Source organism: Myxococcus dinghuensis, from assembly GCF_024198235.1.
Lineage (GTDB): Bacteria > Myxococcota > Myxococcia > Myxococcales > Myxococcaceae > Myxococcus > Myxococcus dinghuensis.
Genome location: NZ_JAKCFB010000024.1, coordinates 57,312 through 78,501, shown reverse-complemented (window position 1 = coordinate 78,501; position 21,190 = coordinate 57,312). Strand labels below are relative to the sequence as shown.

Below are 21,190 nucleotides of genomic sequence, written 5' to 3'. Positions count from 1 at the left end.
GTCACAGGTCCAGCACCAGGCGCTTCGAGCGGGCGCGGGACACGCAGACGAGCATGCGCTGGTCGCTCGCGCGCTCGTCCTGGAAGAACGTGTCCCGGTGCTCGACCTGTCCCTCGCAGACGCGGGTGACGCAGGTCCCGCACGAACCCGCCTCGCATTCGCTGGGGACGCGCAGCCCGTTGCGGCGCAGGATGTTGAGCACGGACTGTCCCTTGGGCACGCTCAGCACCTGCCCGGTGCTGCGGATGGTCACCTCGAACTCCTGGTCCTCCTTTCCGGAGGCGGCGCTCGTGCCCTCCGCGGAGAACGATTCGAAGTGGACCTTCTCCCAGGGCCAGCGGTGGCGCGTCGCCGTCTCGCGCACGGCCTTCATCAGTCCGGCGGGGCCGCAGCAGTAGAGCCGCGAGCCCGGCTCGCGCGTGGAGAGCAGCGCATCCAGGTCCAATCCCTTGGCGGCGTCTCCGCCGTCGAAGTGGAAGAGCACCTTGTCGTCGAAGGGGGGCGCTGACAGCAGCGCGCGGAACGCGGCGCGCTCGGGCTCGCGGACGCAGCAGTACAGCCGATACCGGGCGCCCGTGCGCTGGAGCTGCCGCGCCATGGCCAGCAGCGGCGTGATGCCGATGCCTCCCGCGACGAGCACGTAGCTGCGCGCGAAGAGCAGGGGGAAATCGTTGCGGGGTCGGCTGACCACCAGCACGTCGCCCTCGCGGACCTGCTCGTGCATGGCGCGCGAGCCGCCGCGGCCGGCCTCCTCGCGCTGCACCGCGATGACGTAGCGGTGCGTCTCCTGCGGGTCGTTGCAGAGCGAGTACGAGCGCAGTGACGCGTCCGCTCCGGGCACTCGCACGTCGATGTGTGCGCCGGCCTCGAAGGAGGGAAGCGGTTCGGCTTCCTCGCTCATCAGCTCGTAGGAGCGGATGCCCGCCGCTTCCTGGGTGATGCGAGCCACCCTGACGCGCAACACGTCATTCATCACGATGTTCACAGCGCTTCCCCTCTCCCCGTCACCCTGCGATGCCTCTCTCTTCGTCCCGACGGGCGCACATTGCGCAGAGGTGGGGCGGCGTGGGACTGCCCTGGAGGACGGCCGCTCCGTCGCCCTCGCCACCCTGCGCCCCTCGCCAGGAGGCCCGGGGGCCCCACCCACGCCTCCGTGCTTCCCGGAAAGGTGAAGGGGGCTTCCTCCAGAGGGCAGCCCGCCCCCCGGGAGTGGGGCGGACGTGGGCGCGACGACAGTCCATCGTCGCCCGGTCGCTCGCCGGGCGCGCGGGAGGCCGGGCCATGTCCCCGTTGCTCCAGCATCGCAAAGGGGCCGTCCCCACCATTCGGGACATGTCGCGCCGGGCGCCTTGTGCCTCGCGACGCGGACGAGGGCCCGGGTGGGCCGGACAGGAGGCGAACCACATGGATGCCATCGCGTTGCTGAAGGCGGACCACAAGACGGTGGAACAGCTCTTCCGCAAGTTCGAGAAGACGGGCCCCAACGCCCACAAGTTGAAGCGCAGGCTGGTGGACCAGATGGTGCTCGAGCTGTCCATCCACTCGGCCATCGAGGAGCAGGTCTTCTACCCGGCGGTCCGGGCCCGCTCGGTGCCGCTCCTGCACGAGGTGCTGCGCTCGCTGGAGGAGCACCACGTCGTGAAGTGGCTCCTGTCGGAGCTCGACGACCTGCGGCCGGACGCGGAGCGCTTCGACGCGAAGGTGCGGGTGCTGATGGAGAACGTCCGCGCGCACGTGCTCGAGGAGGAGGGCACGCTGTTCCCGGAGGTGAAGAAGGCCTTCCGTCCACAGGAGCTGCGCGCGCTGGGCTCGCTGTTGGAGAGCGCGAAGAAGACGGCGCCCACGCACCCGCACCCGCTCGCGCCGGACACGCCGCCGGGCAACCTGGTCGCGGGGGCCGTGTCGGCGGTGATGGACATGGGCCGGGACGCCCTGCGCGCCGCGCGCCGCAAGGCGACCTCCAAGGTGCGTGAGGTGACGGGCCGGACGGACAAGTCGCCCAAGCCCTCCCTGTACGACGCGGGAGACGCCGCCAGTCCCTGAGCGAGCGGTCCCACGAGTGGGACGAGCGGCCTTCCTCCGAGCGAAGGCCGCCGTGTTCCCCGCGGCGAGGAAAGTCATGGCGGGCACGTGAATGTTGGCGGAAAGGGTCCGTCCTAGAGGGTAAGGAAGCGGCACCACGACACCCGCGGTACCGGATACCCCCGCCCCAAGGAGGCGCCATGCTCCAGACCCGATCCCTGCGTTCCCTGTTGCTCACCGCGGCCCTGTTCACCTCGCTGGGCGCCGTGGCCCAGCCCGCGCCGCCGCCCCCGCGTCCCGCGTTCGACGCGTCCCTGCGCACCCTGCGCGTGGAGGGCACCGGCGAGGTGAAGGCGCAGCCCGACGAGGCCTTCATCGACCTGGCCGTGGAGACGCTGGCCCCCAACGCGAAGGCGGCGGGCGAGCAGAACGCGAAGAAGATGGAGAAGGTGATTGCGGCGCTGACGTCCGCGGGCATCAACCGCAAGGACATCCAGACGCGCAACTACTCGGTGTACCCCGACTACGCGCCCCCGGCGCCGAACGAGACGGAGCCGAAGCTGAAGGGCTACCGCGTGAGCAACGTGGTGAGCGTCCACGTCACGGAGCTGTCGCGCGTGGGCAGCCTGCTGGACCAGGCCCTGGCCGCGGGCGCCAACCGCGTGGACAACGTGCGCTTCGGCCTGGCCAGGCAGGACGCGGTGCAGGGTGAGGCGCTGCGCCAGGCGGTGGCGCGGGCCCGCAAGTCCGCCGAGGTGCTGGCCGCGTCGCTGGGCGTGAAGCTGGGCGCGGTGGTGGACGCGAGCACGGTGGCCGAGCCGCCGCAGTTCTACCCGGCCCGCTTCGCGATGGCGGAGATGGCGTCGGACGCGCGGGTGGCCACGCCCATCCAGCCGGAGGAGCAGACGGTGCAGGCGAAGGTGACGCTCGTCTACCTCATCGAGGCCGCGCGCTGAGCGCCGCTTCCTGACGAAGTCGCTTGGGTGGCACCGGGACGCGGGTGGCGAGTCATCGCCGCCCGCGTTCGCTTTTTCGGGGGAGCGGGGCCTCGCTCGGATGTCAGCCCGGGCCCCTATCGTCGGGGGTCCTCGCGCTCGGTCGCGCCGGCTCGCACGAGCAGCCTGGTGGAGGGGCGGGCGGGCCGCGCGGCGCCGTGCCGACAGTCCATCGGGCTGTGGGGCTGGGGGCATGGGTCTCCCGGGTTCTCGGCTGCCTGGACCGTCCTCATGTTGACGAGGGGTGGGAAGGAGGTGGGGGGCGTCGATGCGCGAGCAACTCGAGCCGACGGGTCGGCAGGAGGTCACGGGACGATGGACCGCGCGGGTCGTGGAGTGCTGTTCCTGGCGGCGCTCGCCATGGGCGTGCTGGGAGCGGGCTGCGGAGAGCAGCGGGACGGGGGCCATCGTGGGGGAGGAATCCCCTCGGCGGACGACCGTGAGCGACGCTCGGCGTTGATGCGGGACCTGGTGGCCTCCCGAGAGCGGGCTCCGGATCCCGACGCGTTGCGAGGCCCGGAGCAGCAAGGGGTGGGGGAGCTGGGGCAGGGGGGCTCGGGCAAGCCCGCCCCCACGGGGAGCTTCCATGGCTCCGTGGCGTGGGTGGGAGACAACGAGCTGCTCATCCGCGACGCGCAAGGGGCGGAGCGGGACGTCGGCGTGGTGCAGGCCACGCGGTTGCTGCTGAACGGGCACCCGGTGGGGCTGGCGGCGATGAAGGAAGGAGACCCCGTCGACGTGACGTACGACGACGGCCCCGGAGGCTGGGTGGCGCGGGAGGTGACGGTCGTCCCACGCGCCGACTCCCTGATTCCCACCGAGCAGGAGGTCCGCGAACGACGGGCCCGCGAGCGGAGCACGCAGAGCGTGGAGTCGAGCCGTTGAGGGCGCGGGGCACCGCGCCCTCCTGCGCGGGCTAGAACGAGGTGCCGTCCGCGCGCCGTCCGGGTGAGGAGGTCAGGGCCGGGTTGAGGAGGGTGTGCAGGATGAAGTCGGCGCCGCTCGTGGTGTCGGGGTCCCGGTTGATGGACACGTTGTCCACGGTGCTGCCGTAGGTGAGGATGTCCACGACGGTGTCGTCCGCGGCGCGCAGGCTCACGGCGTCGCCGGTGTTGTTGAGGCCGAGCTGCCCGGTGGACGCGGCCACGGTGTTGGGCGTGCCCGGTGGGAATCCCCGAGGGCCGCCGAAGACGACGTAGGCCTTGCCTGGGGCGACCACGGTTCCTGGCGCGAAGACGTGGCGGGTGGTGGTGGAGTCCCAGAGCGTCCAGCCGGACAGGTCCGCGGGAGAGCCGCCCGTGTTGACCAGCTCGACGAACTCGTAGTGGGTGTCGGGCGTGGTGCCGCCGTCGGCGTTGGGCAGGGCGGGCTCGTTGGCGAGCACCTCGTTGATGAACACGACGGGCGGTGAGCCCGTGCCTCCATCGGTGGGCGTGCCGCCGTCCGTGGGCGTGCCGCCGTCCGGATTGGAGGGGCCGCCGTTGCCGAAGTCGTAGCGGCTGATGACGGGGTAGTGGTCACTGACGGTGTCGACGTAGTCGGGGTAGGTGGCGTCGGGGCGTAGGACGCGGACGGAGTTGGTGACGTAGGCCGGGACGAGGTCGTCGCTGACGAGCGTGTGGTCGATGGCGTCGCGGTACTCGACGGTGGTGCGCTCTCCGCGCAGGGAGAGCTCCCGGGTGATGAAGGTGTAGTGGGTGCTGTCGGAGAGGAAGTTCTCGAAGGGCGTGGGCAGGTAGACGCCGTTGCTGCGGGTGATGGACACGTCCACGTCGTCGTTCCAGTCGCCGAGGACGAAGACGCGCGTGGTGGAGGGCAGGGCGTCGAGGTACGCCTTGAGCGCGATGCTGGCCTCCTGCCGACGGGTATAGGAGTCCACGTCGGAGAAGGCCTTCATGTGCATGACGATGACGACCAGGGTCGCCGGCGCGCCGTGGATGCTCGTGACCAGGTCGACGCGCAGGGGTGGCCGGCCGCCGAAGGAGAAGGCGCTCTCGGTGAGGATGAGCTGCGCGCCGCTGAGGGTGAGCGTGCTGTCGTAGAGGATGCCGGGCTTCTGCTCGCCCGTCGTGTACCAGGAGGCGCCGCCGGGGACGTAGGTCGTGTCGTTGGCGAGGAAGCCGCTGTAGCCGGGGAGCTGGGACTTGAGGGTGGCGAAGTCCTGGGAGTCCACCATCTCGACGAAGCCCCAGAGGTTGGCGCCGGTGTCGAGGAGGATGTCGCGTGCTCGGGAGAGCTGGAGGTCGTCGGGCGGGCCCAGGTTGTCCGCGCCGAACCACTCGAGGTTCCACTGGCCCACGGTGAAGAGCTGGCCCGAGGTGCTGACGACGAGTGACAGGGGGCGCGAGGCCGACGTCCCGCGCGCGTCCTGTGCGACGACGGTGAAGGAGGTGGTGCCCGTGAGGGTCGGGGTGCCGGAGAGGCTCCCGCTGGACGAGAGGGTGATGCCCGCCGGCAGCGCGCCGACGGCGCTCCAGGTGAAGGGCGGGCGTCCGTTCGAGGCGGCGAGGGTGGTGGTGTAGGGCTGTCCGACGGTGGCGGACGGCAGGACGGAGGTCGTCACGGTGGGCGGCAGGTAGACGGAGAGCGTGAAGGTGCGCTCGGCGGAGCGGCCATTGGCGTCGGTGACCTGGGCGGTGAAGGTCGACGCGCCGGATGTGGTGACACCGGTGATGGCGCCGGTGCTGGAGAGGGAGAGGCCGGTGGGGAGGGCGCCGCTGGAGACGCTCCACGTGTACGGGGACTTGCCGCCGGTGGCCGCGAGGGCCTCCGAGTAGGACTCGCCGCTCCACGCCTCGGACAGGTTGCTCGTGGTGATGGAGGGGAGTGTGTAGACGGTGATGGCGAACGGGTACGAGGTGGTGCGGCCGTTGGCGTCGGAGACGAGGACGGTGCCCGAGGAGGTCCCCGTCAGGGTGGGCGTGCCCGTCAGCGCTCCGGACGCGGCGAGGGTGAGCCCGGACGGCAGCGTGCTGTTGGTGAAGAAGGAGTAGGGGCTCCGACCTCCGGAGGCGACATAGGTCGCGCTGAAGGAGGTGGAGACGTAGGCGCTCAGCGTGGTGGAGACACCGCCGATGGTGGGCTGCGCGAGGACGTGGAGCTGGTAGCCCTGCACAGAGGCGCGACCGCCGCTGTCGGTGACGCGGAGGGAGAACGAGGCGGAGGACGGGGTCGAGCCGGGCGTGCCGGAGATGGCGCCGGTGCCGGGCGCGAGGGTGAGGCCGGTGGGGAGGGTGCCGGAGGCGAGGCTCCAGGTGTAGGGGGCTCGGCCGCCGGAGGCGCTGACGGTGGCGGAGTAGGGCGTCGTCACGTAGCCGTCCGCGAGCGTGGGTGGGGTGATGAGCGGCGGACCGTAGACGGCGAGCGACAGCGTGCGGCTGTCGGCGCGTCCGCCTCCGTCGGTGACGGTGATGGTGAACGACGCGGTGCCGGCGGTGGTGGGCGTGCCGCTGATGCCCCCGTTCGCGCCGAGCGAGAGGCCCGAGGGAAGGGCACCCGACGCGAGCTTCCAGGAGAGGGCGCCCTGTCCGCCGGTGGCGGCGAGCGGCTGGGTGTAGCTCTGTCCCGTGGTGGCGTCTGGCAGCGTGAGGGTGGTGATGGCCGGACGGGCGTGGACGGTGAAGGTGATGGCGCGCGAGGCGATGCGGTTGTTGGCATCGCGGGCGGAGGCTTCGAAGGAGAAGGCGCCGGCCTGGGAGGGCTGGCCGTGGAGCAGTCCCTCGGGGGAGAGCGTGAGCCCTGGGGGCGTGGTGCCGGAGGCGCTGAAGACGAAGGGCCCCTTGCCCTGCGAGGCCTGGAGGACGACGGCGACGGAGTCCTGGGTATAGGCGCTCGAGGCGGACGGGGCGGAGAGGAGGGGCGGGAGGTACGCGGTGAGGCTCAGCTCGCGGGTGTCGGTGGCGCCGGCGGCGTCGGTGACGCGGACGCTGAACGTGGCGGTGCCGGGAGCGGCCGGCGTGCCCTCGACGAGGCCCGAGTCCTGGAGCGAGAGGCCTTGGGGCAGTGCGCCTCGGACGAGGGCCCAGGTGTAGGGCGCCTTGCCGCCGATGGCGGAGAGGGGGTGGCGATAGGAGGCGTCCGTGTAGCCATCCGGGAGGGTGGCGAGGGGGATGGTGATGCCGTCTCGGATGGAGAGCTCGAAGCTCGCGGAGGCCACGTGGCCGTTGGCGTCACGGACCTGGAGGGTGAACGTCGCGGTGGTGGCGCTGGTGGGCGTGCCCGAGAGCGAAGGACCGTCGAGGGAGAGTCCTGGGGGCAGGGTGCCCGTGGTGACGTGGAGGCTCAGCGGGGCACGTCCGCCGCTGATGTCGATGAGGGCGGAGTAGGGGACGCCGATGACGCCGAGCGGAAGTGGGGCGCTGGTGATGGCGGGGGAAGGGAAGACGGAGAGCGAGAGGTCGCGTGAGGCGGAGGCGCCGGAGGCGTCCTGGACGGAGACCGCGAGGGAGAAGGTGCCCGAGGCGGTGGGGGTACCGGAGAGGTGGCCAGAGGCGGGGTCGAGTTGGAGACCCGCGGGGAGCGCCTCTGGCGCGACGTGCCAGTTGCGCGGGGCCTTGCCGCCGGAGGCGGTGAACGTGGCCGCGTAGGCATCACCGAGGTAGGCGTCGGCGAGGGACGTGGTGTCGAGCGTGAGGATGGTGTCGCCACCATCGCGTGTGCCCGCGTCCTGTTCAGGGCCCGATGGGGGGCTGGGCTTGGAGCCAGGACATGCGGTCAGCAGCAGGGTGAGCAGGAGCGCGAGGGCGCGGGTGAGCTGCATGGGAGCTCCAATCCAGGAGAGCGGAAGCAGGTCGTCGCTCTCGGAAGAGTCCGCACTGTAATCACCCAGGGTGACAGCAACTCAAGGGCTCGCCGTGACGTGGACGCATGAAAAAGGCCGCGGCCCCCGAAGGGACCGCGGCCGGATGTTTCAGTGACTCATCCCCTGACTACGGGTTGGCCACGCCCCAGGAGGGGGCACCCACTGCCCAGTCGTCCTTGGTGTTCGTGTCCGTGGTGCTGATGCGGCGCACGGTGACCGACGCGGGCGTCACGGAACCCGTGGCCGGGATGTTCGACCAATCCGCGGAGATCGCGGCAGCGGTCGGCGTAGAGTTCGTGGTGCAGAGCGCGCCGCCGCAGTCGGCGGGCAGCCACTGCCCCGCAGCCTGGATGGCCTGCACATTGCCAGGGAACGCTGCGGGAGGAGTGCCCGCAGTCCTGGCGAACGGAACCGCGTCCATGATGTCCCCGGCGGCGCTCTTCACCAGCACGATGCGGCTGGAGAAGGTGATACCGGTGGCCCCGCCCTTGATGTCCCAGGCGGTGTCGTAGTTCACCGGGTTCGTTTCGGTCGGGAACTGGGTCTTGGAAGTGGTCTCACTCTCGTACGTGGTCGCCTCGGCGATGTGCACGACGATGATGTCGTTGGCCGCGACCGTGATGTCGGGGAACGTGGCGAGCACCGTGGGCGAATTCACGTCCTGCTGGAGGACAATCCCGTTCGTCGAGCCACCCGTCAGGGCCACGAGTTCCACCAGGTCCTTACTGCCGGACATGTTGGGCTGCACCTCCGTGATGCGAAGCACGGCCGTGGCGCGGTAGCCCTTGAACGCCGCGGTGTTGTTCGGAGCGGCAACAGGCTTGCCCGCGAGGTCGAGCACTTCACCCGACACCGTCGCGGTGTAGTCGTTCCCGCTGATCTGGGACGCCGTGGTGAGGAGCACGCTCAGCCCATCAACGGAAGCCTCCGTGATGGTGAGGCCGTTGATGCTGAAATCAGAGGCCTGCACGGACGCGGGCGCGATCTTGCGGTCGAACGTGAGCAGCACCGACGTCGCGCTGCGCGCCGCCGCCGAGACGAGCTTGGGCGCCGGGCAGTTCACGCTGAACTGCGAGGAGTTGAAGACAGACGGCTGCGTCACGGCGTTGAAGCGCCACGTCGCTCCCGTGGTCACGGTGAACTGGCATCCCTGAACGACCTCCAGGTCGCTCACGAGCGTGCTGGGCACGCGCAGCCGGAGGTTGGTGGCGGTCGCCTGCATTCCAGCCGTGGTGATGGGGAAACCAGTGAAGCCAGCACCCGAGCCGCCAGCCGCGCCGGCGATGCTCCCCGAGAAAGACACGAGCTTGGACTCGTAGGTGTCTGCGGTGGCCAGATCGGTCGCGGCCGAGACGTCGGCCTTCAGGCCCGCGGGCGTCGCAGTCGACAGATTCTGGACCGGATGCCCACGGCTGATGACCGAGAGGTTGGTCACGGCGAGGGCGATCCGCATGCCCGCCGTACCCGTGGTGGTGGGATCGGAACGCTGGGTGACGGTCAGGTCGACGCGGTCACCCACGGCGACCTGCCCCAGCGCGGTGGCGTCGGAGACGTACACCGCGGGGCCATTGGCCTCCGCCTGGAGGAAGAAGCCGCTGACCTCGGCGCTGCCGGTGACGGTCGGCTTGATGAACGTGACGAACGCACCATTGATGAGGAGGCTCACGTCCCCAGCCGCTGCATTCAGGACCGCGGTAATCTGGGTGCTCGTGTCGGCGGGCGTGCCACCGGAGGCCTCGCAGGCGCCCGTGTTGGTGTTGCACACCTGGGTCAGGCCACAGTCGCTGTTGGTGTGGCACACGCACGCGGTCCCGTTGTCGCAGCTGGGGCGGTTCGGGTCCGTGCACTCCGCGTTGGTGATGCACACCGCGCACTCACCACGGCCATTGTTGGCGGAGGTGTTGCAGACGTCGCGGTTGCTGTCGGGGACAGCGGCGCACTGGGTGTTGTCCGTGCAGCCACACAGGTTGTTGGCATTGCAGACAGGCCTGCCCGCGTCGCAGCGGCCCGCGTTGTCGCTCGTGCACTCGACGCAGACGGTCGGCTCGGTGTCGGTGCGGCACACCGGGGTCTCGGCGGAGCAGGAGGAGTTGTCCGCGCAGCCCTCGCAAGCGGTGCCCTCGGCGTTGCAGGTCTGGTTGCCCTGGCAGCCCTCGGTCTCCCCGCTGATCACCGCGCACACCTTGCACTGGCCCACGCCGTTGTTCGCGGCGGTGTCGCAGATGTTGGTGGGGGACGTGCAGCCCAGATCCGGGGTCGTCGCGGTATCCATGCAGGCCTTGCACGCGCCCGCGCCGTTGTTCGCGGCGGTGTCGCAGATGGGGGCCGAGGCGGAGCAGCCGTTGTCCTGGCCGGCGCCCGTGGCGGTGTCCGAGCAGGTCGTGCACGCGCCCGCGCCGTTGTTCGCGGCGGTGTCGCAGATGGGGGCCGAGGCGGAGCAGCCGTTGTCCTGGCCCGCGCCCGTGGCGGTGTCCGCACAGGCCTTGCACACGCCCACGCCGCTGTTCGCGGTGGTGTCGCAGATGGGGGCCGAGGCGGAGCAGCCGTTGTCCTGGCCCGCGCCCGTGGCGGTGTCCGTGCAGGCCTTGCAAGCGCCCTTGCCGCCCGACGCGGCGATGTTGCAGATGGGCGCCGTCTCGGAGCAGCCCTCGTCCTGACCGGTGCCCGTGGCCGTGTCACGGCACGTCTTGCACACGCCCACGCCAGAGCTGGTGTCGCAAATCTCACCCGACGCGCAGGCCGGGGTGCAGGTCACAGGCTCGGTGCCGCCGTCGGTGCCACCATCGGTCGTCCCACCGTCCGTCGTGCCGCCGTCGGTGGTGCCACCATCGGTCGTCCCGCCGTCAGTGGTGCCACCGTCGGTGGTGCCGCCGTCAGATCCACCGTCGGGCGTCGGCGTGACGTCCACGTTCTCCTGCTCGCAGGAGCCCTCGTTGCAGGTCCACTTCTTGCCTTCGGCCGGCTGGCCCTTGTCGTTACGACAGTCGAACTCGTCGACGCACTCGTCTCCACAGCCCGTGCCCAGCGTGACGAGCACGGCGGTCATGAGAGCTGGAAGCCAGTTTCGCTTCAGCATGAGGTCCCCTCCAGGGATGCAGGTTGTGACCTGCCCCCCTTACACCTGAACCTGGAGAGGATCCATCTGGGCTCCCCTGCTGACACAGGCATGTCACGCAGGAATGCCTTGGAATGGCTGGTTTTCAGGGAGTCTTGCGTGGCTTCTGGGGCTTCGAACCCGCGTAAAGGTCGATGACCTGGGAGATCGCGCTCTGACACACCGCGCAGAAGGGGACGCGGTCTCGCGTGAACATCACGCAGTCGAGCTGGGGTCGGTAGTAACCCCGGGCCTCGTAGTTCGCGCCCTCGAAGGCGCCCACCTTGCCGGAGTACTTCTGGGTGGAGAGGAACTTCTCCTCCCAGTCGCGCTGGGAGATGAAGAGCGCGTCCATCTCCGACTCGGGCTTGCGCTCGGCCCTCACCTGCTTGCGCTGCTTCTGCACGTTGTTGGAGTGGGTCTCGTACTCCTCCTTGCTCCAGGGCGTGGGCAGCGGCGTCCCGGGAGCGACGAGGTGCTTCCACTTGAGCTGCTCCGGGTCCTTCAGGGCGGTGACGTTCTTCTCCCAGGGCTCCAGCCGGTCCGCACTGGGCGCGTAGACGTTCTCGGAGGTGTAGTACTCGTCGGCGAGGCCGGCGAAGTGGTGCCCGAACTCGTGGACGAACACGTAGGGCGCCCAAAGGCTGTCGGCGGCCACGGTGCCGTAGAGGCCGAAGATGCCACCGCCTCCGTAGGTGTTGCCGTTCGCGAGGATCTCCACGAACTCGTAGGGCGCGAAGGCGGACAGCTCGCGGAACGCCTTGTTGTCGAACGTGAGCACGTATCGCTCGCTGCCGAAGGCGTCATAGGTGGCCCCCACGGGCGAGCGCCGGTGGATGCCCGTGGACGGCCGGGAGATGCCGGACTGGGCCGCGGCGGGCATCAGCCCCCACACGTTGAAGTCGGACTTGCGCTCCTTGAACGGGGAGAAGGTGAAGAGGATGTCCACCATGCGCCGGGCGTCCTTCTCGAACTTGGCGCGCTCGGCCTCCGTGTAGCCATCCCCCAGGATGAGCAGGTCCACCTTCTGCTCCGGCGGCCCGTTCTCCAGCAGCTTCAGCACGGGACCCGGCGCGGGAGGCGAGGACGGGTCCACGAACATGCTCTTCGGGTCGACGATGAACGACCACACCTCGCGGAAGGCGTTCTGGGCATCCCGCTTCTTCAGGAGGACCTGGACGGGACGCTCCGGCGTGGGGAAGCGGAGCGACTCGTGGAAGGTCTGGTTCTCGCTCTTCGCCTCGGTGGTGAGCTCCCACTCTCCATAGATGGAGGCGAAGCCACGGGAGAAGAGCAGCTTGTTGGTGTCCCGGTCCCGGACCTCGAAGAGGTACTTGCCGAGGTTGGTGTCATCGACGGTGCGGTCGGGATGGCCCGGCCAGGCGAGCGGCTCGATGACGACCTTGTCGAGGCTGAAGCGCTCCTCGGTCGCGTTCCCCGTGTGGAAGTAGTCCACGCGGAGGGTGCGCGGGGCGGCGGAGGCACTCGTGGCCAGCAGCAGGGCAAGTAGGGCTTGCGTCATGGGCGGCACTCTACGCGGCTGGTTGGCGGGGTGGTGCCAGCGATGAAGCGCGGCCCGAAAAGAAGACAGGTGTGCGAGCCGACTCGGAGTGGAGGCCCGCACTCCGTCCGTCAGAACTGGCCGCTGACGCTCGCGGCGAGGCCAGCCCCGTCGACCGCGACGTCCACCGAGACAGGACGCGAAGGGGACGAGTCGGGAGCGAGCAGGTAGAACACGGCGCCCGCCGCAACGGAGGCTCCGCCCCCCACGAGCAATCCCGTGAGCAGGTTGCTCTTCTGGACGAGGGCGTCTCGCAGCCTCAGCGCCTCCTGGTCCGTGGAGAGGATTCGCCCGTTGTTCAGGCGCTTGTTGAGCGCGTCCGCGTCCTTCTGCGCGAGCAGACGCACGACGCCCGCTCCACCGAGCGCCGCGGCCCCCGCGCCGACGAGGACGTAGGAAGCCACGCGCAGTGTCGGGGGCGACGAGGTCCTGGTCGTCGAGACGTTGTCCGTGAGCAGGTCGGGCGCGCTGATGTCCATCCCGCTCGCGTGTGTGGGGCCCGGTTTGTCGGCGGGAGCGGGCTGTTCCCAGGGGGCGCGGCCGTTCGAGTTCATCACCACGAGGCTCGACGGAGAGCGTCCGGTGGTCACGAAGTCCACGAGCGCGGAGAGGGCCTCGGCGGGGGCATCGAGCCCCTGTGTCTTGAAACCTCCTTCGCGCAGCTTCTGGCCTCCCTCGACGTTGAGCACGGTGGCCGCGAACCACTTCGGTCCACTGCTGGGATGCTCCAGCCGGACGACGATGACCTCCTCGACGCCCAGGGTGCCACCGAGCCGGACCGCGTGGCTGAGCGTCCGCTCGTCACTGCCTTCTCCCGTGGTGAGACACGGGAACGGGCTCGCGGAGACCGAACCCTCGTAGGCCAGGTCGACCAGCATGGGCGTGTCCGCTCCTTGGACCTGGATCTGTCGGGGGAAGCTGAGGGCGTCCCCCTTCATGAGGGTCAGGTCGTAGGTCCCCGCCAACAGGTCGAGCATCAGCGGCGTCTGCCCCACCTTGAGCCCATCCAGGTAGACGTCCGATGAGGGAAGGGTGGACTTCACGGACAGCTTGACCTTCCGCGTGCGCGGAAGCTCCTTCTTCAACTTGTCGAAGCCTTGGCGCACGGAGGGCGCGAAGTACTCGGGGTCCAACTCGTGGGTGGGCTGGAGTCGCAGCACGTTGCGGAACGCCGCGTCGCTCTCCTTCGCCTTGTTCATGGCGCGGTAGTTCAGCCCGTGGAGGAGCTGGGCGCTCACGTAGAGCTTCCAGCGTCCCTCCCCCACGGGGAGTCGACCGATCTGCTGGAGGGCCTCGTCGACCGCCTGGGCCGCCTTGCCGTTGCGGTTCTCGTAGAAGTGGTCCTGGGCGGTGTCGAGCTGACGCTGGATGTCTTCGTAGCTCTTGGTCGGCTGCGGGAAGAGGCGCTCACTGAATGCACTCGCGCTCTGGACATCCTGCTCCGGGCGAGAGGTCAACGCGCCGAGGAAGGCATTGGCCTGGCTGCTCAGTTCGGCGTCCTTGCAGTCACCAGCCGCGATGACCAGTCGACGGGGAACGGCCGTGCTCGTGAGTGGAATGGCTGCCACCAAAATGGACAGGAGCACGCTCGCTCTGGGGGATGTGCTGGAGGTGGGGATTGGCATGATGAGTGGCACTCCGCGAAGTCACTGGTTGACGCTGGGGCGGATGAGCACGCTGTCGCCACCATCCATCAGGCCGACAGCATGGAAGAGGTGGGACTCTGACGCCGAGAACGCGGTCAGTGTCTTCACTGGAGCTCGGGGGGAGACCAAGTCGTTGTCCCCCGCGAAGAAGGACCAGGTCGAGCGCGAGCAGTGCTCGATGCGGAAGCTCGAGGCTCCCGGATGGCTCCATGCGAACCAGAGTGAACCCTTGCTGAAGCCAAAGTACGAATCGGGCTGGCTGGAAATCCCTAGGAGGGGGAGGGCGGTACATCGCTCGGTCCAGTTCTTCCCGTCCCATGAATAGGAAAAGACCTGGTACCCGCCCAGTCCGCCGGCAGAACCGAGCCATGCAAGTGTCGGCCGTTGTTGGTCATCGAGCGCGAAAACGATGTTCGAGGCCCGGGTAGCGCTGCCGGGGAGCTTGACCTGTGCAAGTGTCTGTCCATCGAGGAGTCGCCAGGCGGTGCCGGTCCATTCGAAGACGTAGAGCCCCGAGTTGTCGGGGCTGGTTCCTGCCAGGGCGATCAGCGGATGTTGGGATTGCTTGAGGATGAGTGAAAGAGGCGTGGTGCGGGTGAATCCGTGGTCCGGACCGATGGCGTCGCCAAGCAACTTCCACGCGGTACCAGACCACTGGTGGACCTCCGTGGTCTGCTCATTGTCGTTGGAGACCGCAACGAGCGGTCGTCCGGCGGCGTCTATCTCCATGACGGGGTCTCTCGAGAAGACACTCGCGGAAGTGATTCCCGGGTTCCCGAGAGGTTGCCAGCTACTACCGTTCCAGCGTGCGACGTAGATGAGCTCGGATTCGTTGCTGCCATTGCCTTCATGCCAGGCGACGATTGGGAGGTCAGTGACAGGGTCGGTCTTCAGGTTGATGCTGTATGGCTCATAGTCAGAACCTCTGGAGGCCATGTCGCTTCCGAGCTGGGACCAGCTACCGGTGTCGTCCTGCTGAATGATGCGTAGGCTGTGCTCGTAACCCGTGCGGTCGACTCTCGCGATGATGCCTCGCCCCCGCTTGTCGGTGGTGAAGGCCATCGTGAACGCGGCATCCGTGCCCGCGGGGCGGGCCAGTGGCTCCCCGACCGGAACGAGCTTGACGGCCGCATAGGTCCACGACCACGGCGCCGTGGCGTCCACGAGTGTGTTCCCCGCCAGGTCCGTCAGCGTCGCCGCCAGCGTGAGACTCCCTGGAGCAGGGGCGGTGGGGGGCGCGTTGGGAGAAACCGTCACCGTCCTTCCATCCGCCGACAGCGACACGGTCCGCGCGACCTCCACATCCCCCACGGTGAGGCGCACGGAGTCGTCCGTCACGGTGCTCGCCAGCAGGGGCTCGGAGAACACGGCCTGGATGGGACTCTTCACCCACACCTCCGTGGCGCCGGCCGTGGGACTCCGGGACACCACCTGCGGCGCCGTCCGGTCCACGACCACTTGCCGCTCCTCGCTGGTGAACGGCGTCTCCCCGAACACCGCGCGCGCCGTCAGCCGGTACGTCCCCTCGGGAAGCTCACGGGTGTCCCAACGGAACGCATACGGCGACTCCACCGTGGCGAAGGGCTCGCCGTCCCGGAGCAACTCCACGCGCTCGGGCGGGTCTCCGGTGAGCTCCAACCGGACCTCCAGCACGCCATTCGTATGCGCGGTCCCCGCGGGCGCGGTGATGCGCACCTCCGCCTTGGGTGGGGCGATTCCGGGGACGTCGATGCACGCGGAGGCGGACAGCAGGAGGGCCACCGCCAGGGACGGCAGGACGGGTCGTGTGAGGGTCATCGTTCGGGGGCTGTGCAGGCCACGTTCCGTTGCCTGGTGCACGGTCGCGGGCTCATACCAGCCCTCGTCCCCTCGCTCCAAACCACCCCCAGGCCCAGTGATTCCAACCCCTTGTCGGACACTTCGACCTCGTTCCACTCCCGCTGGAACCCCAGGTCTCCGTCCTGGCCCTGGACGCCCCCGTCCGCGATCAGCGCTGGCTCCACCGCCTGGTGTCCGAGGGGGCTCGGGGTGGGCCGGGGCGTTGCCCGCCCCCATCCCCATCTTCCCCAGGAGCGCCGCGACGAGCACCCCTCACCCCTGGAGGCCGGCCATGAAGCGCGTCGGGAGGGCCCCTGCCTGGGGATTCCCGCTGTCGGACCCGCACTCCGAGTGTCGGACCCGTCCTCGCCGCCAGTGGCCATTCCGGGTCGGCGGCAGCCTCCCCAGGCATCCCGAGTCCGCTCGCTCCCCGCACTCCGGGTCCTCAGGACACATTCATGTCACGGGGTGGCCCGCCCCGCGTCGCCGTGACCGGGCCATGACACAGCCTGGGGAAAGTCCGCCCTCCATGAGTGACATCGCAGTCCTCGTCAATCTGCGCGCGCGCCGGGGTACCGAGGGAGTCGGCGGTCTGGTCCAGCGCTTCCTCCCCCGGGCCCGGCTGGCCCTGACCCGCTCGCTCGAAGAAGCCCGCGAGTGGATCTCCCACCAGCTCCGCCCCAACCCGCCCGCGCTCCTGCTCGCCGGAGGCGGTGACGGCACCATCACCGGACTGCTCAACGAGCTGCGTGACGCGGGGGTCGCGCTCCCCGCCATCGGCGTGCTCCCCATGGGCACCGGCAACGCCTGGGCACGCGTCACCGGCGCGCCTCGCCCCGCCGTCGCGCTCAAGCAGATCGCCGCCGTGGAAGGCCGCCTGCCTCCCCTGCGCCCCTTCGCCCTCGTCCGCGTGAACGGCAAGGTCGCCCCCTTCGCCGGCACGGGCTGGGACGCGGAGATGATCCAGGACTTCAAGGATCAGCTCGCCTCCGCCGGGCCCCTGCGCAGCCAGCAGGCGGGCCTGCGGGGCTACCTGACCGCCATGTTCACCCGCACGGTGCCCCGCCACATGTTCGGCGAGGGAAACCCCCAGGTGTCCGTCTACAACCTCGGCGACGACGCCCTCACCGTGGACGACCAGGGCAAGGTCGTCCCCCTCCCCAATGGCCAGAAGGGCGCGCTCCTCTACCAGGGACCCGCGGGCGTGGCGGGCGCGGCGACGACGCCCGAGTGGGGCTTCGGCTTCAAGGCCTTCCCGTTCGCCCAGGCCGTTCCCCACCGGCTGTCCGTGCGCGTCTACGGCGCGGGCGTGCTCGAGGCCACCCGCAACATGTTCCGCCTGTGGAAGGGCGCCCACCCGCTGCCCCACATGAACGACTGGTTCGTGCAGCGGCTGCGCATGGACTTCGACCGCGAGGTCCCCTTCCAGATGGGCGGCGACGTCATCGGCATGCGCCGCTCGGTCGAGTTCGACCTCGCCGAGGAGAGCGTCCAGCTCGTCGACTGGCGCGAGCTGTCGCGCATGGTGTCCGTGTAGCGCCGACCCGAGCGGCGCTGCGTCCTCTCCGTTGACTCGCGTGTGCTCCGGACACTATGCCGGCGCGCGTGAGCCACACGTACGAGTACCCGAGACCCGCGCTGACCGTGGACTGCGTCGTCTTCGGCCTGGACGAGGACGACCTCAAGGTCCTGCTCATCCAGCGCGGCGTGGAGCCCTTCGCCGGGCGGTGGGCCTTGCCCGGCGGCTTCGTGCGGATGGAGGAGTCCCTCGACGATGCCGCGCGGCGCGAGCTGGAGGAGGAGGCGGGCATCCGTCCAGGCCACCTCGAGCAGCTCTACACCTTCGGCACCCCCGAGCGGGACCCCCGGGGCCGGGTCGTCACCGTGGCCTACTTCGCCCTGGTGAAGCTCAGCGCCCACACGCTGCGGGCCGCCACCGACGCACGCGAGGCCGCGTGGTTCTCCGTCTGGGATACGCCCAAGCTGGCGTTCGACCACGTGGACATCCTCGCCACCGCCCTGCAGCGCCTCAAGGGCAAGGTGCGCTACCAGCCCATCGGCTTCGAGCTGCTGCCCCCCAAGTTCACCCTCACCCAGTTGCAGCGCCTCTACGAGGTCGTCCTGGAGCGCGAGCTCGACAAGCGCAACTTCCGCAAGAAGATCCTCGCCATGGACCTGCTGGAGGAGCTGGACGAGGTGGAGCAGGACGTCTCCCACCGCGCCGCGCGCCTGTACCGGTTCGACCACAAGAAGTACCGCCAGCTCGAGAAGGCCGGCTTCAACTTCGAGCTCTGACCGGCCCTGTCCACCCGACGTCACGCCTCCTGCCCCTCCGTCCCGGCCCCTTTGCGTTGACATAGTGTCGATGAGACACTATGTTGGTGTCATGGAGACACGAATGCGGGTGGTCGTCACCCGAGGAGAGCTGCGCCCGAGGCGCTTCCCTCCAGGTTCGTGAGCACGGAGCGCTCGTGGGTCTCCACGGGCCCGCCACGTCGTTCCGAGTCTGTCGCGCCCGCCAGCGGGCCACGGGAGAGCCATGTCCATGCTGCCCTTCGAGCTCATCGCCGCATCGGTGCAGGGCCGCGAGCACGTGCGGACGGGGCGCAACAACCAGGATGCGTGGTGTGTGCGGGGCAGCGAGCACGGCCTCGTGGCGGTGGTGGCGGACGGGTGTGGGAGTCAGCCCTGCAGCGAGCTGGGGGCGCAGCTCGGGGCCCGGCGGGTCGCGCACGCGGCGTTGGAGCGGTTGGCGACGGGGGCTCGGGTGGACGAGGACTCCTTCCTCCCCGGTCTTCGCGAGGACGTGCTGTGTCTGCTGGGGGAGTTGAGGAAGGACCTCGGTCGCGACGTCCTGGCGGATTGCCTGTTCACGCTCGTGGGCGCGGTGGTGACGCCCGCCCACACGCTCGTCTTCGCGGCGGGAGATGGGGTCTGGGCGCTCAACGGCGAGCTGCACCCGCTCGGGCCTTTTCCCGGCAACGCGCCGCCGTACCTGACCTACGCGCTCCTGAATGACGTGGACACGGCGCTGACGTCGCTGGCGCTCGTCGCCACGGAGGACGTCCATGCCTTGTTGCTCGGCACGGACGGAGTGGCGGACCTGGCGAAGCTCGCGGACACCGCGCTGCCCTCGGGGGAGGAGCGCGTGGGGCCGCTCTCGCAGTTCTGGACCCAGGACCGCTACTTCGCGAACCCGGATGCGTTGAGGCGGCGGCTCGCGTTGCTCAACCGGGAGTCCGTCCGCGCCGACTTCGACGCGAGGCGGCTCGTGCGCTCGCCCGGGCTGCTCGCGGACGACACGACGCTGGTGGTGCTGCGCCGTCGCATGGGGAGGGCGTGACGCCATGGACATCTGGCTCGACGGCGCGAAGGTGCGGGTGGACGTGGCCCGGGCGCTCGGCAAGGGGGGCGAGGCGGACGTGTTCGACCTGGGCGGAGGGCGCGCGCTCAAGCTCTTCAAGCCGCCCGAGCACCCGGACTTCACGGGGCTCGTCGCCGAGCAGGACGCGGCTCGCCATCGCTTGGACGAGCACCAGCGCAAGCTGCGCGCCTTCCCCTCGGGTCTCCCGGCGCGGGTGGTGGCGCCGCAGACGCTCGCCACGGACAGGAAGGGGCGGCTGGTGTTGGGCTACACCATGCGAAAGCTCGACGACGCGGAGCCGCTGCGCCGCTTCGGAGAGCCCTCCTTCCGACGCGCGGGCGCCAGCTCCGCGCGCGTGGTGAAGGTGCTGTGCGACCTGCACCAGACCCTCGCCGGCGTCCACGCGGCGGGCGTGGTGGTGGGCGACTTCAACGACCTGAACGTCCTGGTGACGGGCGAGGCGGACGCGCACCTCATCGACACGGACAGCTTCCAGTTCGGAGGCTTCACCTGCTCGGTGTTCACCGAGCGCTTCCTCGACCCGCTGAGACTGCCGGGCGCAGGTCAGGCCCTGGTGCCCACGCGCCCCGCCTCGGAGCCGAGTGATTGGTATGCCTTCACCGTGGCGGTCCTCCAATCGCTGCTCTGTGTGGGACCCCATGGCGGCATCCATCGCGCGAAGGGGCCGACGGCGCGCCTGACGCCCGCGGGGCGGGTGGCCCAGCGCATCACCGTGTTCCATCCCGACGTGCAGTACCCCAAGCCCGCGTTCCCGCTGCGCACGCTGCCCGACGCGCTCCTCCATCACCTGGTCCGCGTGTTCGTGGAGGACCAGCGTGGGGTGTTCCCCCTCCCGCTGCTCGAGCAGCTGCGCTTCCAGGCGTGCCCGTCCTGCGGTGTGGAGCACGCGCGCTCCGCCTGCCCCACGTGCCAGCCCCACGCGACGGCCGCCGCGACACCGGTCTCGTCCGCGCGAGGGCAGGTGACGGCCACGGCGCTGTTCTCCACCCGGGGCGTCATCGTCCACGCGAGCGTGGAGGAGGGCGCGCCGCGCTGGCTGTATCACGCCGACGGTGCCTATCGCCGGGAGGATGGTCGCGTGGTGTTGCGTGGGCCGCTCGACCCGTCCCTGCGGTGGGCGTTGCAGGGCGACGTGACGCTGGTGGGGCGAGGAGGCAGGGTGGCGGTGTGCGCGCCCGACGGGACGCCCGAGGTCCTCGGCGTGGATGCGCCCGGAGGCCATCCCGCCTTCGCGGCCAACGCGCGACACCGCTACTGGGCCACGGCGGGTGGGCTGTGGCGTGACGGCGTCCATGGCCCGGAGCGTATCGGCGAGGTGTTGCAAGGGCAGACGCGCCTGTTCGTCGGAGCGCGCTTCGGCCTGGGCTTCCATCGCGCGGGAGGGCTTCGTGGCGCCTTCGTGTTCGACGCGGAGCGCCTGGGGCTGCGGGATGGCTTGAGCCTGCCGTGGCCCGCGGGGCCGCTGACGGACGCGACGTGTGTCTTCGACGGAGCGCTCGCGTGGCTGTTCCTCGCGGAGGAGGCGGCGGGCCGCACGCGGCACCACTGCATCGTGGTGGGCGCGGACGGTGGGGTTCGCGCGCAGGCCGTGGCCGAGGCGGGAGAGGACTCCTGGCTCGGAGGGCCGCTCCGGAGCGGACGGTGCGCGGTGGGGGACGCGCTCTTCTGCGCCACGGACGCGGGGCTCGTGCGCGTGGAGCTGGGCAACGGCCGGTTGGAGGCGGTGCGCGGGTTCCCCGACACCGAGCCGTTCGTGGATTCGGGGTGCCAGGTGTTGCTGTCGCGACAGGGATTGCTCGTGGTGGGCCGACAGGCGCTCACCACGCTGCGCATGGCGTGAGCGGAAGTCCATTCACCGCGCGAGGGCC

General features: G+C 69.9%; 13 protein-coding genes. 7 read left to right on the top strand and 6 right to left on the bottom strand.

Features of this window, described 5'->3' with window-relative positions:
* Position 1: 1 nt before the first annotated feature.
* Positions 2 to 985 (bottom strand): PDR/VanB family oxidoreductase, encoded by a 984-nt coding sequence (locus tag LZ198_RS27495; protein WP_253975043.1) that lies wholly within the window; start codon positions 983 to 985, stop codon positions 2 to 4.
* Between the two features lie 419 nt (positions 986 to 1,404).
* Between LZ198_RS27495 and LZ198_RS27490 the strand changes: the two genes are divergently transcribed.
* From LZ198_RS27490 to LZ198_RS27480, 3 genes are all read left to right on the top strand, one after another.
* Entirely contained in the window at positions 1,405 to 2,043 is a 639-nt protein-coding gene (locus LZ198_RS27490) for a hemerythrin domain-containing protein (RefSeq protein WP_253975042.1), read from the top strand.
* Positions 2,044 to 2,222: 179 nt separating this feature from the next.
* Positions 2,223 to 2,978: an SIMPL domain-containing protein gene (locus LZ198_RS27485; RefSeq protein ID WP_253975041.1), complete on the top strand. Its 756-nt coding sequence runs from the start codon at positions 2,223 to 2,225 to the stop codon at positions 2,976 to 2,978.
* Between the two features lie 354 nt (positions 2,979 to 3,332).
* Complete coding sequence (locus LZ198_RS27480) at positions 3,333 to 3,902, top strand: hypothetical protein (RefSeq protein ID WP_253975040.1); 570 nt, start codon at positions 3,333 to 3,335, stop codon at positions 3,900 to 3,902.
* Between the two features lie 31 nt (positions 3,903 to 3,933).
* Here the strand turns inward: LZ198_RS27480 and LZ198_RS27475 are convergent, their stop codons facing one another.
* The 5 genes from LZ198_RS27475 to LZ198_RS27455 all read right to left on the bottom strand — a co-directional run bounded on the left by LZ198_RS27475 (position 3,934) and on the right by LZ198_RS27455 (position 15,880).
* Positions 3,934 to 7,776 (bottom strand): putative Ig domain-containing protein, encoded by a 3,843-nt coding sequence (locus tag LZ198_RS27475; RefSeq protein WP_253975039.1) that lies wholly within the window; start codon positions 7,774 to 7,776, stop codon positions 3,934 to 3,936.
* Positions 7,777 to 7,945: 169 nt separating this feature from the next.
* On the bottom strand, positions 7,946 to 10,894 hold the full coding sequence (locus LZ198_RS27470) for a hypothetical protein (protein WP_253975038.1): 2,949 nt from the start codon (positions 10,892 to 10,894) through the stop codon (positions 7,946 to 7,948).
* Between the two features lie 124 nt (positions 10,895 to 11,018).
* Positions 11,019 to 12,434: an IgA Peptidase M64 gene (locus tag LZ198_RS27465; protein ID WP_253975037.1), complete on the bottom strand. Its 1,416-nt coding sequence runs from the start codon at positions 12,432 to 12,434 to the stop codon at positions 11,019 to 11,021.
* A gap of 110 nt (positions 12,435 to 12,544) precedes the next feature.
* A complete protein-coding gene (locus LZ198_RS27460; protein WP_253975036.1) occupies positions 12,545 to 14,059 on the bottom strand; it encodes a PEGA domain-containing protein in 1,515 nt (504 codons plus the stop codon).
* A 60-nt stretch (positions 14,060 to 14,119) separates the two neighbouring features.
* Positions 14,120 to 15,880: an Ig-like domain-containing protein gene (locus LZ198_RS27455; protein ID WP_253975035.1), complete on the bottom strand. Its 1,761-nt coding sequence runs from the start codon at positions 15,878 to 15,880 to the stop codon at positions 14,120 to 14,122.
* Between the two features lie 586 nt (positions 15,881 to 16,466).
* Between LZ198_RS27455 and LZ198_RS27450 the strand changes: the two genes are divergently transcribed.
* The 4 genes from LZ198_RS27450 (at position 16,467) to LZ198_RS27435 (ending at position 21,162) form a co-directional block, all read left to right on the top strand.
* On the top strand, positions 16,467 to 17,474 hold the full coding sequence (locus LZ198_RS27450) for a diacylglycerol/lipid kinase family protein (protein WP_253975034.1): 1,008 nt from the start codon (positions 16,467 to 16,469) through the stop codon (positions 17,472 to 17,474).
* Positions 17,475 to 17,530: 56 nt separating this feature from the next.
* Positions 17,531 to 18,232: an NUDIX hydrolase gene (locus LZ198_RS27445; RefSeq protein ID WP_256559948.1), complete on the top strand. Its 702-nt coding sequence runs from the start codon at positions 17,531 to 17,533 to the stop codon at positions 18,230 to 18,232.
* A gap of 244 nt (positions 18,233 to 18,476) precedes the next feature.
* Positions 18,477 to 19,280: a protein phosphatase 2C domain-containing protein gene (locus tag LZ198_RS27440; protein WP_253975032.1), complete on the top strand. Its 804-nt coding sequence runs from the start codon at positions 18,477 to 18,479 to the stop codon at positions 19,278 to 19,280.
* Positions 19,281 to 19,284: 4 nt separating this feature from the next.
* Complete coding sequence (locus tag LZ198_RS27435; protein WP_253975031.1) at positions 19,285 to 21,162, top strand: hypothetical protein; 1,878 nt, start codon at positions 19,285 to 19,287, stop codon at positions 21,160 to 21,162.
* The last annotated feature ends 28 nt before the right edge of the window (positions 21,163 to 21,190 follow it).

Excerpts from the sequence above, each read along its gene's own strand:
- LZ198_RS27440 (WP_253975032.1), top strand. The coding sequence starts at position 18,477 with ATGTCCATGCTGCCCTTCGAGCTCATCGCCGCATCGGTGCAGGGCCGC.
- LZ198_RS27450 (WP_253975034.1), top strand. The coding sequence starts at position 16,467 with ATGAGTGACATCGCAGTCCTCGTCAATCTGCGCGCGCGCCGGGGTACC.
- LZ198_RS27485 (WP_253975041.1), top strand. The coding sequence starts at position 2,223 with ATGCTCCAGACCCGATCCCTGCGTTCCCTGTTGCTCACCGCGGCCCTG.
- LZ198_RS27480 (WP_253975040.1), top strand. The coding sequence starts at position 3,333 with ATGGACCGCGCGGGTCGTGGAGTGCTGTTCCTGGCGGCGCTCGCCATG.
- LZ198_RS27435 (WP_253975031.1), top strand. The coding sequence starts at position 19,285 with ATGGACATCTGGCTCGACGGCGCGAAGGTGCGGGTGGACGTGGCCCGG.
- LZ198_RS27465 (WP_253975037.1), bottom strand. The coding sequence starts at position 12,434 with ATGACGCAAGCCCTACTTGCCCTGCTGCTGGCCACGAGTGCCTCCGCC.
- LZ198_RS27475 (WP_253975039.1), bottom strand. The coding sequence starts at position 7,776 with ATGCAGCTCACCCGCGCCCTCGCGCTCCTGCTCACCCTGCTGCTGACC.
- LZ198_RS27445 (WP_256559948.1), top strand. The coding sequence starts at position 17,531 with ATGCCGGCGCGCGTGAGCCACACGTACGAGTACCCGAGACCCGCGCTG.
- LZ198_RS27490 (WP_253975042.1), top strand. The coding sequence starts at position 1,405 with ATGGATGCCATCGCGTTGCTGAAGGCGGACCACAAGACGGTGGAACAG.
- LZ198_RS27470 (WP_253975038.1), bottom strand. The coding sequence starts at position 10,894 with ATGCTGAAGCGAAACTGGCTTCCAGCTCTCATGACCGCCGTGCTCGTC.